This window comes from Aliivibrio sifiae, from assembly GCF_002954705.1.
Classification (GTDB): Bacteria; Pseudomonadota; Gammaproteobacteria; order Enterobacterales; family Vibrionaceae; genus Aliivibrio; species Aliivibrio sifiae_A.
In genome coordinates this window covers 76,384-92,619 of record NZ_MSCO01000003.1, presented here as the reverse complement: position 1 = coordinate 92,619, position 16,236 = coordinate 76,384, and the positions used below count along the sequence as shown (strand labels likewise).

The 16,236-nt window shown below is 40.0% G+C and carries 15 protein-coding genes and 1 riboswitch; of the genes, 4 read left to right on the top strand and 11 right to left on the bottom strand.

Annotated elements, in window-relative coordinates; translation table 11 throughout:
• Positions 1–2: 2 nt before the first annotated feature.
• Together ubiE and rmuC are read right to left on the bottom strand one after the other, a co-directional pair.
• Positions 3–767 carry a bifunctional demethylmenaquinone methyltransferase/2-methoxy-6-polyprenyl-1,4-benzoquinol methylase UbiE gene (gene ubiE / locus BTO22_RS17825; RefSeq protein WP_060993427.1) on the bottom strand — a complete coding sequence of 255 codons (765 nt, stop codon included), beginning with the start codon at positions 765–767 and terminating at the stop codon, positions 3–5.
• Positions 768–823: 56 nt separating this feature from the next.
• Positions 824–2,344 carry a DNA recombination protein RmuC gene (rmuC, locus tag BTO22_RS17820; RefSeq protein ID WP_061005016.1) on the bottom strand — a complete coding sequence of 507 codons (1,521 nt, stop codon included), beginning with the start codon at positions 2,342–2,344 and terminating at the stop codon, positions 824–826.
• Positions 2,345–2,471: 127 nt separating this feature from the next.
• Here rmuC and BTO22_RS17815 point away from each other — a divergent pair, with 127 nt between their 5' ends.
• Positions 2,472–3,368 carry a DMT family transporter gene (locus tag BTO22_RS17815; RefSeq protein ID WP_105056653.1) on the top strand — a complete coding sequence of 299 codons (897 nt, stop codon included), beginning with the start codon at positions 2,472–2,474 and terminating at the stop codon, positions 3,366–3,368.
• A gap of 154 nt (positions 3,369–3,522) precedes the next feature.
• Here BTO22_RS17815 and tsrA read toward each other — a convergent pair whose 3' ends face one another.
• Together tsrA and BTO22_RS17805 are read right to left on the bottom strand one after the other, a co-directional pair.
• Positions 3,523–3,807 carry an H-NS-like global regulator TsrA gene (tsrA, locus tag BTO22_RS17810; RefSeq protein ID WP_065594514.1) on the bottom strand — a complete coding sequence of 95 codons (285 nt, stop codon included), beginning with the start codon at positions 3,805–3,807 and terminating at the stop codon, positions 3,523–3,525.
• Between the two features lie 118 nt (positions 3,808–3,925).
• Positions 3,926–5,155, bottom strand: a complete 1,230-nt coding sequence (locus BTO22_RS17805; protein WP_105056652.1) for a multidrug effflux MFS transporter — start codon at positions 5,153–5,155, stop codon at positions 3,926–3,928.
• A 97-nt stretch (positions 5,156–5,252) separates the two neighbouring features.
• Between BTO22_RS17805 and BTO22_RS17800 the strand changes: the two genes are divergently transcribed.
• The 3 genes from BTO22_RS17800 (at position 5,253) to BTO22_RS17790 (ending at position 8,513) form a co-directional block, all read left to right on the top strand.
• Positions 5,253–6,215, top strand: coding sequence for a LysR family transcriptional regulator (locus BTO22_RS17800; RefSeq protein ID WP_105056651.1), 963 nt, complete (start codon positions 5,253–5,255; stop codon positions 6,213–6,215).
• Between the two features lie 82 nt (positions 6,216–6,297).
• Positions 6,298–8,091: an aminopeptidase P family protein gene (locus BTO22_RS17795; RefSeq protein WP_105056650.1), complete on the top strand. Its 1,794-nt coding sequence runs from the start codon at positions 6,298–6,300 to the stop codon at positions 8,089–8,091.
• Between the two features lie 35 nt (positions 8,092–8,126).
• A complete protein-coding gene (locus BTO22_RS17790) occupies positions 8,127–8,513 on the top strand; it encodes a hypothetical protein (protein ID WP_258132688.1) in 387 nt (128 codons plus the stop codon).
• A gap of 110 nt (positions 8,514–8,623) precedes the next feature.
• Here the strand turns inward: BTO22_RS17790 and thiH are convergent, their stop codons facing one another.
• From thiH to BTO22_RS17755, 7 genes are all read right to left on the bottom strand, one after another.
• Positions 8,624–9,736 carry a 2-iminoacetate synthase ThiH gene (gene thiH, locus BTO22_RS17785; RefSeq protein ID WP_105056649.1) on the bottom strand — a complete coding sequence of 371 codons (1,113 nt, stop codon included), beginning with the start codon at positions 9,734–9,736 and terminating at the stop codon, positions 8,624–8,626.
• A 22-nt stretch (positions 9,737–9,758) separates the two neighbouring features.
• Positions 9,759–10,529 (bottom strand): thiazole synthase, encoded by a 771-nt coding sequence (locus BTO22_RS17780; RefSeq protein WP_105056648.1) that lies wholly within the window; start codon positions 10,527–10,529, stop codon positions 9,759–9,761.
• A 1-nt stretch (position 10,530) separates the two neighbouring features.
• Positions 10,531–10,743: a sulfur carrier protein ThiS gene (gene thiS / locus BTO22_RS17775; protein WP_181044697.1), complete on the bottom strand. Its 213-nt coding sequence runs from the start codon at positions 10,741–10,743 to the stop codon at positions 10,531–10,533.
• Positions 10,736–11,578 carry a HesA/MoeB/ThiF family protein gene (locus tag BTO22_RS17770; protein WP_105056646.1) on the bottom strand — a complete coding sequence of 281 codons (843 nt, stop codon included), beginning with the start codon at positions 11,576–11,578 and terminating at the stop codon, positions 10,736–10,738. The genes thiS and BTO22_RS17770 overlap by 8 nt, the downstream gene beginning before the upstream one ends.
• Positions 11,571–12,254, bottom strand: a complete 684-nt coding sequence (thiE, locus tag BTO22_RS17765) for a thiamine phosphate synthase (protein WP_105056645.1) — start codon at positions 12,252–12,254, stop codon at positions 11,571–11,573. The genes BTO22_RS17770 and thiE overlap by 8 nt, the downstream gene beginning before the upstream one ends.
• Positions 12,255–12,336: 82 nt before the next feature.
• Complete coding sequence (gene thiC, locus BTO22_RS17760; RefSeq protein ID WP_105056644.1) at positions 12,337–14,271, bottom strand: phosphomethylpyrimidine synthase ThiC; 1,935 nt, start codon at positions 14,269–14,271, stop codon at positions 12,337–12,339.
• Between the two features lie 191 nt (positions 14,272–14,462).
• Positions 14,463–14,573, bottom strand: a riboswitch (TPP riboswitch).
• A 269-nt stretch (positions 14,574–14,842) separates the two neighbouring features.
• Complete coding sequence (locus tag BTO22_RS17755; protein ID WP_105056643.1) at positions 14,843–16,225, bottom strand: voltage-gated chloride channel family protein; 1,383 nt, start codon at positions 16,223–16,225, stop codon at positions 14,843–14,845.
• Between the last annotated feature and the right edge of the window lie 11 nt (positions 16,226–16,236).

The window sequence follows — 16,236 nt, the reverse complement described above, 5'->3', positions numbered from 1 at the left end:
CTTTAAAACTTATAGCCACGGTGCAACGCAACGATACCACCAGTAAGGTTGTAATAGTTTGCTTGCTCAAAACCAGCGTCTTCCATCATGCTTTTCAGTGTTTCTTGATCTGGGTGCATACGGATAGATTCAGCTAAATAACGGTAGCTATCTGCATCGTTCGCGATTAACTCACCCATTTTAGGTAATAAATGGAAAGAGTATGCATCGTAGATTTTTGATAGTGGTTCAAGAACTGGCTTGGAGAATTCTAAAACTAACAAACGACCACCCGGTTTTAATACGCGGAACATCGAACGTAATGCTTTATCTTTATCTGTAACATTACGAAGACCAAAGCTGATAGTAATACAATCGAAATGATTATCAGGGAATGGCAGCTCTTCAGCATTTGCTTGTACGTAGTTTACGTTACCAACAATACCCATATCACGCAGTTTATCACGACCAACATTCAACATTGAGTTGTTGATATCAGCTAGGATAACTTGACCTTTTTCACCGACAATACGAGAAAACTTAGCGGTTAAGTCACCAGTACCGCCGGCTAAATCAAGAACTTTATGGCCAGGACGTACGCCACTGCAATCAATAGTGAATCGTTTCCAAACACGATGTACACCACCAGACATAAGGTCATTCATGATGTCGTATTTTGCAGCTACAGAGTGAAATACTTCTGCAACTTTCGCGACTTTTTCATCTTTCGCGACTGTAGTGAAGCCAAAGTGCGTTGTTTCTTCAGCAATGTTCATCTTGTCCGTCATTTTTCGTCCTCTAGAGATTGTTCGCTGAATCCCTACACTCTGAATTCAACAGCGCTCTAGTCTACTTTATCCAACCCATTATCACCAAGTGTTTGCATCGTATCTGCTTCAAAAGATTGTTCAATAAGACGACGATTTATATCTCGCTTTACCTCAACACCCAATTCTTTAAAGCTTTCAGCCTGACGAATAATGTTGCCACGCCCTGTTGCTAATTTATTCATTGCACCTTGATAGCTTTGATTCGCTTTATCTAACGCACCTCCGACGGCTTCCATATCATCGACAAATAAACGCATTTTGTCGTATAACTTACTGGCACGATCGGCGATGATTTTTGCGTTCTGATTTTGTCTTTCATTACGCCATAAATTACTGATGGTTCTTAGCGCTACAAGTAACGTCGTTGGACTTACGATGATAATATTTTGCTCCATCGCGTCCGAAATTAATGATGGATCGGCTTCAATTGCAACTTGGAATGCCGGCTCTACAGGAATAAACATTAATACATAATCTAAACTGCGTAAGCCATTTAATTTGTGGTAATCCTTTTTACTTAATCCACGTAAATGCGCACGAATAGCCATTAAGTGTTCATCAAGTGCTTGCTCTTTTTGATTAAAGTCATCGCTATTAAAAAATCGCTCATACGCAACCAAGGTCATTTTTGAATCAACCACGACATCTTTCTCATCAGGTAAGTGAACAATCACATCGGGATAAAAACGTTTGCCATCTTCATCATCCATACTGACTTGAGTGTCGTATTCATGACCTTCTCGTAAGCCTGATTCTTGTAAAACTCGCGCAAGAACAACTTCACCCCAATTGCCTTGTTGTTTATTGTCACCTTTTAGCGCGTTGGTCAGGTTTACCGCCTCCTGTGTCATTCGCTCATTAAGTTGCTGTAAGCTTCGAATTTCATGAACTAAGGTGTGGCGTTCTTTCGCCTCAAAACCAAAACTATCATTAACCTGTCTTTTAAATCCTTCTAACTGCTCTTTCAATGGTGACAGCAAACCTTCTAAACTAATTTTGTTCTGCTCATCGACCGTTTTGGTTTTTTGTTCAAACAGCTGGTTAGCTAAATTTTCAAATTGTTGTTTTAAGCGTAGTTCAGCACGCTCTAATAATTCCATTTTTTCTAAACTGGCTTTGCGCTCTTCTTCATGACGAGCTTCCTGCTCTCGTAATTCAGCTTCGATATTTGAGTTTGCTTGGCGAGAAAACTCCAGTTGCTGTGTAAGAAATTCTTTTTCTTTTTGAATTGCTTCAAAATAACGAAGTTTTTCCATCGCTGCCATTAAACGGCCATGTGATTGCTTTTGTTCTTGCGCTAACTGATCTCTTTCACCATCTAACTCATCGAGTTCTGTTTGCTGTTTTTCTAATTGCTGGGTTAATTGGCTCAATTGATTATTGTTGAGTTTTTTTTCTGATTCTAATTCATGCTCTAACAACGCTAATTCTTGCTGATTTCGGCTATTAGCCAACACATGAGCGACAGCATAAGCAATGCTTGCTCCAACAAAACCAAACAATAAATGGCCACCAAATTGATTCAAAAATTCCATAACTCACTCAATACAAAAACTTATTCTTATAGGATATTTTGATACTGGATAAATGTCCAGTTAACACTATTTTACAAGCACAGGTAAACTCCTGCCTTAAATGGATTTCTAATTGAGAATAATAACAATGAACGAACGTCGCGCTTTAGGATTTGGCATCGCTGCGGTTCTATTATGGTCAACCGTCGCCACCGCTTTTAAAATTACATTGGAGTTCTTTACCCCAACTCAAATGCTGACAATTGCTAGTGCAGTATCTATCCTTGCTTTAGTTGCTGTTGCTGCCTACCAAAAAACATTATCTAAACTCGTTGATACTTTTGTTGCCAACCCTTTGTATTACATTTTACTTGGCGCAATTAACCCTCTTGCTTATTACTTGGTGTTATTTAAATCTTATGATTTATTACCCGCATCTCAAGCTCAGCCTCTAAATTACAGCTGGGCAATAACACTCACATTAATGGCTGCGGTTTTTCTTGGTCAAAAAATCAGAAAACAAGATTGGATTGCTTGTGTGTTGGGTTATTTAGGTGTGATAGTAATTGCAACCAAAGGTAACGTCTTGGCGCTAGAGTTTGATAGCCCACTAGGCGTGGGGTTAGCGTTGTTTTCAACACTGCTTTGGGCTGGGTATTGGATACTGAACACCAAGAATAAAGCGGACCCAATTTTAGGATTACTGCTCGGTTTCTTAGTCGCGCTTCCAGTAGCAATAGGTTTAAGTTTTTATGAAGGTGCTCCTTGGGCTCATATCCCAATGAGTGGTTGGTTGGCCGTGTCTTATGTTGGGCTATTTGAAATGGGGATCACCTTTGTTTTATGGCTATCTGCATTACGTTTAACTCAGAATACCGCCCGTATTAGTAACCTGATTTTTGCTTCTCCTTTTATTTCTTTATTACTACTCGCGAATATTATCGGTGAAGAAATACATCCATCAACTCTAATTGGTTTAATTATGATTGTATGTGGATTATTGATACAGCAATTCTATGGTAAGAAAAAGAACAAGCGAAAGTAACAGAAAGATAACACCATCCGAACTCAAACGTTAGGCATAAAAAAGCAGCGATCGCTCGCTGCTTTTTTTATTTATACCAATGTAATTAATTAGATGATCTATTTAACCAGTAAAATGAACAGATAATTAGTGAAATTGGTATTACTAAAGTAACTTATTTGCTTGCTAGATAAGCTTGGAAGTCTTCTAAAGAAACCCCTTCTTTTGCCATCTCTTCAGCTAATTTCTTTGTTGTTTCGCCTTTGCGCTCTTCAATTACCACTTGAAATTGGTAAATAAGATCACGCAATGTAGGAACAGACACTTGGCGCGCAGCACTTCTTACGCGCTCTTGGCTTTGGTTTCCTAACTCAGATAAGAGCTTACCAAACATTAATTTTTCTGGTGACTCTTCCATCTGCTCTAGAACACGAGCCATTTCAATAATAGACATCGACATTGCGTGTTTTGCCTTTCAATCGTCAATATTAGTAATAGTGCTGAATATACACTGAAAGTCACATTAACTGAATATATTAAGAAACAAAATTGCTCCTTTTCTGTTCAATTTATAGGAATTACTTCTCAGTAACACCTGAATGCCAACGTTGACCTGTTTTCGTTAATAGGATCAGCAAGCCTGGGATAAGAAGCCACATCATTAGCGTTAAGAGTTGTGCAGAAGGGAGTGCTAATCTTTGCATTGTGCCAACAATGACGCCTGCACCACTCATTTGAAATAACCCTAATAATGCCGCGGCTGTACCCGCTCTATCACCAAACGGTGCTAACGCTTTGCCTGCCGCAGAACCTAGCACTGATGCATAGCCTACAGAAGCAAAGAATATTGGGATCATAAATGCCCAAGCTTGCTGAATATGTTGAAAACCTAACATTAAGCCACCAGAGATGACTAATACGAATAAACCAAATAATAAAACATTCTTCGTGCCAAATTTGAGCATGAATTTAGGCGCGATAAAACACACAGCAATGTTAATCACAGCATTAACCGCGAACCAATTGGTAAACTCTCTCATTGTTAATCCTAATTTATCAATCAGGAATACAGGAGCTGAAGTTACATAGGCTAAAATAACACCCATCGATAACATGCATAATGTCGCGTGCAGTAAGAAGGTTGGATGTTGTAATACAGACCAATAACGTGATGGGCTGATCAAGCGCCCCGTTTGTACTGTCTCTTTTGGTTTTGTTTCTTTGTAATTAATAACGATCAACGCTAAAGCCACTAATGCGAAACCAGCCATAAAACTAAAGTTTGAACGCCATCCAAAATGAGCTGTTAAGTAACTGCCTAAAATTGGGGCTAATGCAGGAATAAAACAGATTGCGCCATTAAGGTAGCTGATCATTCGTCCACTTTTCTCTGCACCAAATGAATCACGAACCGATGCAAATGCTGCAACTGCTGTCGCACATGCACCGAAACCTTGCAATAATCGAGCAATTAATAACATTTCCATTTCTTGAGCCGAGTACGCTAACGCAGCACTCAAGCCATAAATAATAATCCCCGTTAATGCTATTGGTCGACGGCCATAACGATCAGCTAATGGGCCTGCAAATAACTGTCCAAGACCCATACTAAACATGAACCACGTAATAGTATCTTGACCTAATGTTGGATCAACTTGAAATTCGCTGACCATCATAGGCAAAGCAGGAAGATAAATATCAATGGCTAATGGACTGAATAAAACCAAGATAACCATTAGAGCGATAATCTTTTTATCTGATTGTTGTGTTAGCGATGTCGCTGATTGAGCTGAAACTGGCGTGTGCATGTGTAACTCCTAAAATAGTTTGAGAAGTGTACTTAATTAGAGATATGAACAGAAATGGTTTATATTCAAATCTAACATTCTAATTTGGAATATCTCTATGTTCTTTGAAAAGTTGGCTAAGATCGATCTCAACTTACTTTTGACTCTGCACCTATTATTAGAAGAAAAAAGCGTTACTCGGGCATCTCAACGTTTATGTTTAAGTCAGTCCGCAGTCAGTAAAAACTTAGCGAAATTACGAGAACAATTTAATGATCCCTTATTTACTCGTACCGCTTATGGTCTGCAACCCACTGCCAAAGCGCGCAACCTGCAAGGTCAACTGCATACATTATTAAGTCATTTAGAAACCATTACTGAAGCATCCAGTTTTGAACCTCAGCACAGCCATTATCGATTCCGATTAGGGCTAGTGGAGAGTACTTATCCATTATTACTGCCACACTTCATGTCTTATATTTTAAATAAAGCCCCTAATGTCATGTTAGATACTCACCCTTGGGACATGACAACCTTAAAAAAATTACAATCAGGTGAGATGGATATTGGAATTACGGGGAAAGACCTCGACCCTAAATACGCGAATATCACAATGCAGATGCCAGAAGATATTCGAGGGCAAGAGATCTACCGAGACAGTCAGATGTGTTTGGTTAGACCAAACCATCCCGTATTAACTCAAGAGTGGACCTTAGATGCTTACCTTCAACAGCGCCATGTTCAAGTTCGCTGTGATGGCAAAGATCAATGGTTACTTGACTATAAATTGGCTGATAAAGGACTTGAACGCAGTATTGGTATCATTGTGCCTGACTTTAATAGTGCAGCAAGTTTATGCACTCATACCGATCTCATTTTCACTGCACCTAGTCACTTTATTAAGCTGATAGCAAAACAACTTAATTTGATTGTTTTACCTTTGCCTACCGAGTTACCGCAAATGGCTTATACGCTTTTCTGGCATCAACAAAAAGAGAGTGATGCTGCAAATTGCTGGCTGCGCAATACCATAATTAATCGCTGTAAAGATTTATCAGCATCAACAATTGCAGATGCGTGATAAAAACGCTAGGTTATAACTCAAATAATAATCCCGCTTCTGCCTTGCCATATATGGACAGAACACTAATAAGGATACTCAGATGCACCCACAGACTTCTCAACGCATTGAGCAACTTCGCTCATGGCTTGTTAAACAAGATTTTGACGCACTTATCATTCCACATGAAGATGAGTTTTTAGGCGAGTATATTCCTGAACATAATGAACGTTTATTATGGGCAACAGGATTTACAGGCTCTGCTGGTGCAGCGGTGATAACCAAAGATAAAGCTGCAATTTTTGTTGATGGTCGCTATACAGTTCAGGTTCGTAAACAAGTTCCAGCGGATGTGTTTGAGTACCGCCATTTACATGAAGAACCATTATTAGAATGGATAAAAGATACGCTTGCTACTAATTCAAAAGTCGCAGTAGATCCTAGAATGCATACAGCGCAATGGTTAAAAAATGCAACGATAACGGTTGATGGTTTTGTTTCTTTAGAAGTAATTACAACTAACCCTATTGACCTTTCTTGGGCAGACCGCCCAGAAGTAAAAGTGTCAGATGTTCGTTTAATGCCTATTGACCTAGTTGGTCAATCAAGCACAGATAAACGTAAACAAATCGCGCAAGCAGTCGCAAAGAAAAACGCGAATGCTGCTTTATTAACGCAATTAGATTCAATCTGCTGGTTATTGAATGTACGTGGTTTAGATGTATCTCGCCTACCAGTACTTCTGTCTCACGCCATCATTCATTCCGATGAAACTGTCGACTTCTTCTTAGATCCAGGTCGTCTTCCTGTAAATTTCAGTGAGCATGTAGGCCAAGGTGTGCGAGTTCATCACCCAGAAGCACTGCAATCAATTTTAGAATCACTAACAGGTAAAAAAATATTGGTTGATTCTGCAACGTCAAACGCGTGGATGTCATTAGTACTGTCTGGTGCTAGTGCCGATATTATTGAAGCATCTGATCCATGCTTATTGCCAAAAGCGGCTAAAAACGACACCGAAAAAGCAGGCATGAAAGCGTGTCATGTTCGTGATGGTGCTGCAATGGTGAAATTTTTAACGTGGTTTGATACAGAAATCGAGGCCGGTAATCTACATGACGAAGCGATACTTTCTGATAAACTTCAAGGATTCCGCGAAGAAGATGCAAGTTTAGCTGATTTAAGTTTTGATACCATTTCAGCCGCCGCAGGCAACGCCGCAATGTGCCACTATAATCATGAAAACCAACCTGAGCCAGGTAAGCTACAAATGAACAGTTTGTACCTCGTTGATTCAGGTGGCCAATATCCAGACGGAACAACAGACATCACTCGAACTCTTGCGGTTGGCACACCAAGTGATGACATCAAACAGCAATTTACCCTGGTACTAAAAGGCCATATTGGTTTGGCTTCTGCTCGTTTCCCTAAAGGTACATGTGGTCATCAACTAGATATTCTTGCTCGTCAACATTTATGGGCACAAGGCTACGATTATGATCATGGTACAGGACATGGAGTTGGTCACTTCCTAAGTGTTCACGAAGGGCCACAACGCATAGCTAAAGTGGTAAACAATACCGCGCTTCTTCCTGGTATGGTGCTATCAAACGAACCAGGCTACTACCGTGCAGATGAGTTTGGTATTCGTATTGAAAACCTAGAATTGGTTGTTGAAATTGAAACTAAAGGTGACTTTTCAGTGCTTGGTTTTGAGTCACTAACTCGTTGCCCGATTGATAAACGCTTAATCAATATTGATATGTTGAACCGTCCAGAACTTGCTTGGTTAAACAATTACCATCAAAAAGTATGGGACGAAGTTAGCCCATTAGTTGATGGCGAAGTAAAAGAATGGCTTAAACAAGCGACCACTGAATTAAGTTACGAAAGTTAATTCATAACTAGTTACTATACAATCAATATGAAAGATTGAATCGTTTTGCTGACGCCGTTCCTGTAGAAAGCTTTGCAGTACTAGGTATGATGAAACTTGCAGAAACAGCAGTAAATAATAAGGCTGATTTAAAAGCGCTACAGCAGCACTATCAAACTGTTCTAAATAGTGCACAAACATCAGAGATGATCTTTAAAAACAATATCGCCTCTCTTGATACGGCACCATTAGCGACAAAACATATTGAAGTAGCAACAGCAACATTAGGTGTTATTCAAGAGCTTGAAAAAGGTAAGAAGCCAACATCAAAGCAACTGGATAATCTATTAACGATCACTACCAATGCATCAGGAATGTATGATGAGATGATCGTAGCCATTGTTCGTCCAACCGAAGAACTGATACGTCAGCTTCGTAAATAACATCTATAAAAGATAATCATTAAGGTTCATAAAAGCAGAACACCACTTAAACTTAAGTGGTGTTCTTGTCATAATCGCTCTCACTACGTATACAGGTTTCACGTGAAACACTAGTTAGAATAACTCCGTTCCCAATCTTTCCAAACAGGTTCAAACCCCCTAGCCTGAACCGCTTCTGCAACCTTAGCTGCTGAACGATCATCACTGATAGCAAACTGTTCTAATTCTTCGTCATCATTAGCATAGCCACCCGGCTGAGTTTTTGATGCCGCAGACACAGATGTAATCCCTAGAGGTAATACGTTATCTCTGAAGTATTCCGATTCACGGGTAGACAATGATAATTCAACTTCAGAGTTTAATAATCGATAAGCACAAATGAGTTGAACAAGTTGTTTATCACTCATGATTGATTTAGGTTGCAAAGCCCCTTCACACGGGCGTAACCGTGGAAAGGAAATGGAATATCTTGTTTGCCAATAAGTACGCTCAAGATAATCTAAATGTGCAGCAACATAAAAACAATCCGTTCGCCACTCCTCCAAACCAATTAACGCCCCTATGCCAATTTTATCAACCCCCGCTTTAGCTAATCTATCCGGTGTTTCTAACCGGTAGTTAAAATCCGTTTTATTGCCTCGAAGGTGATGCTCTGCATAGGTAGATGGATGGTAAGTTTCTTGATACACCATCACCGCATCTAAACCCAAGATTTTCAATTCAGCGTATTCAGATTGATCAAGCGGTTGCACCTCCATAGCTACGTAATTAAAACTGCGCTTTATTTGCGGAAGTGTTTGACGAAAATAATTCATCCCAACTTTAGTTTCATGCTCACCAGTTACCAACAGCACACTATCAAAATTCATCGCTTTAATTGCTGTAATTTCTTGAGCTATTTCATCTTGATTAAGTGTCTTTCTCTTAATGCGATTCTCCATAGAGAACCCACAATACGTACAAGCATTCGCACACAAGTTCGATAAATAAAGAGGTATATAAAATCCCATCGTATGACCAAAGCGTTGGCGAGTTAAGCGCGCTGATTCTTGAGCCATCTGCTCTAAATAGGCTTCTGCTGCAGGAGAGATTAAGGCTTTAAAATCCTCTAAATTACGCTTTGACTTATTTAATGCTCTTTCTACATCATGTGTTGTTTTACTATAGATTGAGAGCTTTACCTCATCCCAATTCAAGTTTTTCCATTCTTTCGTAAACGTCATCGCCTTTCCTTAAATTAGGTTGCTAGTCCAAAAATGCCGTTAACGGACTTGATGCCACCGCTTGAGAACTCACAGACGCCAAACCATTTTCATACGCTAATCGTCCAGACTGAACAGATAACTTAAATGCTGTTGCCATTGCCACTGGATTTCTTGCTGCTGCAATTGCGGTATTCACCAACACAGCATCAGCACCAAGCTCCATAGCAAAAGCCGCATGAGATGGCGCACCAATCCCGGCATCAACCACAACAGGCACTCTCGCTTGATCGATAATAATCTCTAAAAAATCACGACTCACAATCCCTTTATTTGAACCGATGGGTGCACCTAATGGCATCACAGCAGCACAACCCACCTCTTCTAATCGCTTACACAAAACCGGATCTGCATGGCAATAAGGCAAGACGATAAAACCTTGGCGAACAAGTTCCTCTGCTGCTTTTAATGTCTCAATTGGGTCGGGCATCAGATACTTAGGGTCTGGGTGAATTTCTAATTTTAGCCAATTAGTTTGCAATGCTTCTCTGGCAAGTTGAGCGGCAAAGATAGCTTCTCTTGCGTTCTTTGCTCCTGACGTATTAGGCAATAAATTAATACCAGCATTAACGATTGGCTTTAAAATATCGTCTTCTGGATTACTTACATCAACTCGTTTTAATGCCATTGTTGCTAGCTCTGAACCCGATTCAATTAAGGCCTTTTGCATTATTGATGAATTAGGAAATTTTCCCGTACCAGTAAACAAACGTGATGAAAAAGATTTACCGGCAATGATTAATGATTCGTTCATCTTAGCCTCCTGCTATTGCTTGAAATAAAGAGATTGATTCGCCATTAGATAAACCACGTTGCTGCCACTCACTTCTTGGAACAATTTGTTGGTCAATAGCTAAAGCACACCCTTGGGTATCTATCTGCTGTTGAGATAGAAACGCAAATAAAGTGAACGTCTTATCGACTCGATACTTCACACCGTTTAGTTCAATACTAATTAAATTATTCACTGACCAATACTCTCTTGTTATATGTTTCACATGAAACATCTTGTAAATCAGTTAGCGACCCACACACAGGACAACTATGATCTTTAGGGATATGAATGGTTGCCCATGCCAGAGTTCTTCCATCAAATTGATAAAATGAATTCCACGTCATCCATTCAGGTTGGGTTAAGTACTTAATCGTTTCTAATGCTTGTAGATTACCGACCATACCAACCACAGGGCCAATAATTCCAAAAGATTGACAGTTTTGAGTTTGTTGACTTTGAGCGAATGGAAACAAGCAGTGATAACAGGCTGATTGTTTTGTCTCAATAGTTGGTTGATTGGAAAACAACATCAACTGTCCTTGCCAACCAATTGCTGCTCCAGAAATGAGTGGGATTTGTTGCTTAACACAAGCAGAGTTTATCTCATGGCGAGTGGTTAAATTGTCCGTGCAATCTAGGACAACATCGACCTGATTAATAAAGCGAGATAACTCAGGTTCAGTTAAGCGATGATTAATCACCTCCACATTCACTTGGCCATTTAGCTCTTTTATCTGTTGTGCCATCGCAATGGCTTTATTTTGTTTAAGGTTTGATTTACGGAAAATAACCTGTCGTTGCAAATTACCAAGATCAAGATTATCTCCATCAGCAATAATTAACGTCCCGATACCTGCAGCGGATAAATACATGCCAACCGCAGAACCAAGTCCGCCACAACCAATCATCAACACAGTGCTATTTCTTAGTAATAACTGTCCTTTATCACCAAACTCAGGCAGCATTATTTGACGGCTGTAACGCAAGAAGTCTTGGTCATTGAGGCCTTCCATTAACAGGTTACTCATCCATCACCTCTACGTCGCTCATCGCTTGGCTTTCCCTCTTTGGTTCAGATCTAGATTGAGCCAAAATAGAATTAAACTGAGCCAAGGTGCCCTCAATATTACTTGCTTGAGTGATAGCTCGAACGACAGCAATACTGTCTATTCCGGTTTGCCATACTACTTCAGCGACTGATAGATCGATTCCACCAATGGCAACGGTTGGTGTATCTCCAGCGAGTTTTTGATTGTTTGCAAGATTATCTAAACCTTGAGGTTGAGATGGCATATCTTTGGTTGGTGTTGGAAATATATGACCAAGCGCTAAGTAACTTGGGTTTAAGGCTTTTACTTTTAATAACTCACAGTCATCGTGAGTTGATAATCCTAAACAAATACCAGCATCCGATATTGCTTGTAAATCCGCTATCTCTATATCTTCTTGACCAAGATGAATACCAAAGGCTTGATGCTTTATGGCCAATTGCCAGTAATCATTAATAAATACTTGTGCGTTATAGTAACGACCAAGTTCTATTGCTTTGGCTATCTGCTGCTCTAAGTCAGGTTGACCTGCATCTTTAATACGTAATTGGACAGTCTGAACATTGAGCTTTAATAACCTCTCAATCCATAACACATCATCGACGACCGGATACAATCTAAATTTCTTTTTATCTATTGAAGGAAACGAATACATACTGCTATCTCCAAACGGTGTTTCACGTGAAACACCGGTCTTAATAAATACGGTTTAATGTAATAATAAAAAGGACATAGCCCTATTCGGCTTCCACCGCAGGATGATAAAGTTCAGAACCTGACGCTTTAAACTCTGCTGATTTTTGACGCATACCTTCGAGTGGATCATCAATCATTTTGATCTCAATCGCTTGGTCTAATGCAACTTGATCAATATCTTTGGCGTACTCTCGAACCTCCTGAGAGATTTTCATAGAGCAGAATTTAGGCCCACACATTGAACAGAAATGAGCAACTTTGCCTGATTCTTGCGGTAAAGTTTCATCATGAAATTCACGAGCGGTGATGGGATCAAGTGATAGGTTAAATTGGTCCTCCCAACGGAATTCAAATCGTGCTTTTGATAAAGCGTTATCACGAATTTGTGCCCCAGGATGACCTTTAGCTAAATCCCCTGCGTGTGCGGCTAATTTATAAGTAATCAATCCAATCTTAACGTCTTCTTTATTTGGTAAGCCTAAATGCTCTTTTGGCGTCACATAACACAACATGGCACAGCCATACCAACCAATCATGGCGGCACCAATACCTGAAGTGATATGGTCATAACCAGGAGCAATATCTGTGGTTAATGGACCTAAGGTATAAAATGGTGCTTCATGACAATGTTTAAGTTGCTCGTCCATGTTCTCTTTAATCATATGCATTGGTACATGACCAGGGCCTTCAATGATGACTTGTACATCGTAATCCCATGCAACTTTGGTTAGCTCACCTAACGTTCTTAATTCAGCAAATTGCGCTTCGTCATTAGCATCAGCTATTGACCCCGGACGAAGTCCGTCACCCAAAGATAAGGCCACATCGTACTTAGCACAGATTTCACAAATCTCGCGAAAGTGCGTATATAAAAAGCTTTCTTGGTGGTGAGCCAAACACCATTTAGCAATAATTGAACCGCCACGAGAAACAATACCGGTCACTCGCTTTGCTGTCATAGGAACATAACGAAGCAGTAAACCTGCATGGATGGTAAAGTAATCAACCCCCTGTTCAGCTTGCTCGATTAAAGTATCTCGCATCACTTCCCAATTTAGTTCTTCAGCAACACCATTCACTTTTTCTAACGCTTGATACATTGGAACGGTGCCAATGGGTACTGGGCTATTACGTAGAATCCACTCACGGGTTTCATGAATATTTCGGCCAGTGGATAAATCCATGACAGTATCTCCACCCCACCGCGTCGACCAAACCAGCTTTTCTACTTCTTCTTCAATTGATGAACTGACAGACGAGTTACCAATATTGGCGTTAACTTTAATTAAGAAGTTACGACCGATGACCATTGGTTCTGCTTCTGGGTGGTTTATGTTTGATGGGATAATAGCGCGGCCTTCTGCCACTTCTTTACGCACAAATTCAGGAGTAATTTCTTTAGGTAAGTTAGCCCCAAAACTGTGTCCGGGGTGTTGATGATTTAACTGCTCATCTGCAAACTTTTGACGTCCCATGTTTTCACGGATCGCAATGTATTCCATTTCGGGAGTGATAACGCCTTGGCGAGCGTAATGGAGTTGAGTAACGCACTGGCCTTGTTTAGCCCGGCGAATTGTTGGTAGGTTTCCATAACGAAGTTCATCTAAGGTGTCATCGGCCAATCTTTCTTGAGAATAAACCGAACTAACACCATTCAGCATTTCTGTATCAGCTCGCTCCTCTATCCAACGCTCACGTAATTTTGGCAAACCTTGATAAACATCTATCTCATAGCTTGGGTCTGTATAAACACCAGAAGTGTCATAGACTTGAATAGGTTCATTTGGCTCAAGAATGGGGTTGTCTTTACTGCCACCGACTAAACTATCAGCCAGAGAAATTTCACGCATAGGTACACGAATATCGGGACGAGAACCTTCGATATAAACTTTACTTGAGTTTGGGTATGGTTGAATCGAAAGCGATTCGATATTAGTTTTAGCATCTAAACGTGCTTGTTTACGACTTGACGACATAGCAAAATTCCTTGATTAAAATAGAATAATTGCTTGTCGGATTTGAGTTGTAGCAAGAGGATTCTTAGTTTTAGATACAACAGCAGATAAACCTACATATCTATATGTTATGAATTACACAAATAAATTAAAGCTAAAATTCAGCTACGATTTATCATTAAATAATTCGGCTAGTTACTAATAAACTAAGAGTTAAATTATCTCTTGTTCCCTTCGCAGGTATTAGCCTGATCAGGTTCTACGGATCCCGCAATGCGGTCTCAGCTCGTACTATAAAATACTAAGCACTCCGACAAGTTTCTTTCAGGTTTTTCTAATGAAAAACCTGAATGTGTTCGGAGTATAAAGAAAGTACAGAAGAAATGAAATGGCAGAAAAGGAAGTTATCAAGTGGTTGGCTGAGTTTGTGAGTGAACGCATATTGAGCTTTGTATATAACAATTCATATTGAACCTTGTGTGCTTCGTAGCAAAAAAATACCTTTGTCATCCATAGTTCTGACACTATCAAATGCAATATTCTTTTTTGTGGAGAAGCACACTAGATTCTAATCTAGATGTTTCACGTGAAACTATTTGTCTTCTTTTTTCGTCAACTTTTTAGCTAGATGTTTTAGCCACGAAGAATGATGCTCACGGTAAGAACCAATTTTATTAGAGCCATCATGATCACGACCGTGCTCTAATGTTTTTGATACAGCAACACGCTGAGAAGAATAAATTCCCGTATGGCCGCTAAAGTAATACGCGATATAACACGCTAACGCAAAATACGGTAAGTAATCAGCTCCAAACAACTCAACTCCCATAATAGTACAAGCTAAAGGTGTATTAGTCGCAGCAGCAAACACAGCTAAAAAACCTAGTGCGGCAAATAGATCAACCGGAGCCCCCATCGCCCAAGCAAGGAAATTACCCAAGGTCGCACCAACAAAAAATAAAGGTGTTACTTCACCACCTTTGTATCCTGCTGCTAATGTGATCGCGGTTAGTAATAATTTTAAAATCCAACTATACCACTCTGCACCACCCGCAGAAAAAGCAGAGGTAATACTTACACCACCATCACGACTTGGATAGACACCAATACCAATGTAGTCGTAATTACCAATTAACTGTGTAATTGCGATAACCATCAAACCACCAACGACCACAATCAAATATGGATTTTTTAGTGTGGCATTAAATAGGTCTTTAAAACCATGTGTTAATTCACCAAACAGATAACCAGCCAAACCAAACGCAATCGCCGCAACAATCACTTTCGCCATCAAGACTAAATCGATATCAACCGCATGGCCAAACAGAGTGCTAACCTGGTCAAAACTAATTAGATAATGCGTATGATGCGCACCCAATGCCGAAGCAACAGCATTTGCTAAAATTGCCGCTAATAACGCAGGAATAATTGCATTAAATTTAATACGCCCAATAAATAACACTTCAAGCGCAAAGATAGCTCCAGTAAATGGCGTGCCAAAGATAGACGCAAAGCCCGCAGCAACACCTGCAGTTAGCATCATTCGACGGTCTTGTTCGGAAAGTTTAAACACCTTAGAAAGCCAATCAGTAGTCGCCCCACCAATTTGAACGGCTGTTCCTTCACGACCCGCTGAGCCACCAAACAGATGAGTAATTACCGTGGTTATCAAAACTAAAGGTCCCATTCGGACTGGAACCCCTTCTCCTGCTTGATTTATTTCATCCATAATCAGGTTATTACCTCCCGCAGAGTTCTTACCCCAGTTACGGTAACTGTAGACAATCACTAATCCAGCAAGAGGTAAAAGGTAAATTAACCAAGGGTTGTTGATCCGAGTCTGAGTTGCTTCACTGAGCAACCATAGAAAGAAGGCATTAAATGAACCAACAAGCAAAGCAACCGGAAGTACAAGTAAAGACCAACGGAATACTTGAAAAAGGTTTTGAAAATTTCGATTTAAAGGATGTACCATGAATATCTATC

Bases quoted from the DNA above. Each gene is read 5' to 3' on its own strand.
- thiC (WP_105056644.1), bottom strand. From the start codon at position 14,271: ATGTCGTCAAGTCGTAAACAAGCACGTTTAGATGCTAAAACTAATATC.
- BTO22_RS17805 (WP_105056652.1), bottom strand. From the start codon at position 5,155: ATGCACACGCCAGTTTCAGCTCAATCAGCGACATCGCTAACACAACAA.
- thiE (WP_105056645.1), bottom strand. From the start codon at position 12,254: ATGTATTCGTTTCCTTCAATAGATAAAAAGAAATTTAGATTGTATCCG.
- tsrA (WP_065594514.1), bottom strand. From the start codon at position 3,807: ATGTCGATGTCTATTATTGAAATGGCTCGTGTTCTAGAGCAGATGGAA.
- BTO22_RS17770 (WP_105056646.1), bottom strand. From the start codon at position 11,578: ATGAGTAACCTGTTAATGGAAGGCCTCAATGACCAAGACTTCTTGCGT.
- BTO22_RS17795 (WP_105056650.1), top strand. From the start codon at position 6,298: ATGCACCCACAGACTTCTCAACGCATTGAGCAACTTCGCTCATGGCTT.
- rmuC (WP_061005016.1), bottom strand. From the start codon at position 2,344: ATGGAATTTTTGAATCAATTTGGTGGCCATTTATTGTTTGGTTTTGTT.
- BTO22_RS17780 (WP_105056648.1), bottom strand. From the start codon at position 10,529: ATGAACGAATCATTAATCATTGCCGGTAAATCTTTTTCATCACGTTTG.
- BTO22_RS17815 (WP_105056653.1), top strand. From the start codon at position 2,472: ATGAACGAACGTCGCGCTTTAGGATTTGGCATCGCTGCGGTTCTATTA.
- thiH (WP_105056649.1), bottom strand. From the start codon at position 9,736: ATGACGTTTACGAAAGAATGGAAAAACTTGAATTGGGATGAGGTAAAG.
- BTO22_RS17755 (WP_105056643.1), bottom strand. From the start codon at position 16,225: ATGGTACATCCTTTAAATCGAAATTTTCAAAACCTTTTTCAAGTATTC.
- BTO22_RS17800 (WP_105056651.1), top strand. From the start codon at position 5,253: ATGTTCTTTGAAAAGTTGGCTAAGATCGATCTCAACTTACTTTTGACT.
- ubiE (WP_060993427.1), bottom strand. From the start codon at position 767: ATGACGGACAAGATGAACATTGCTGAAGAAACAACGCACTTTGGCTTC.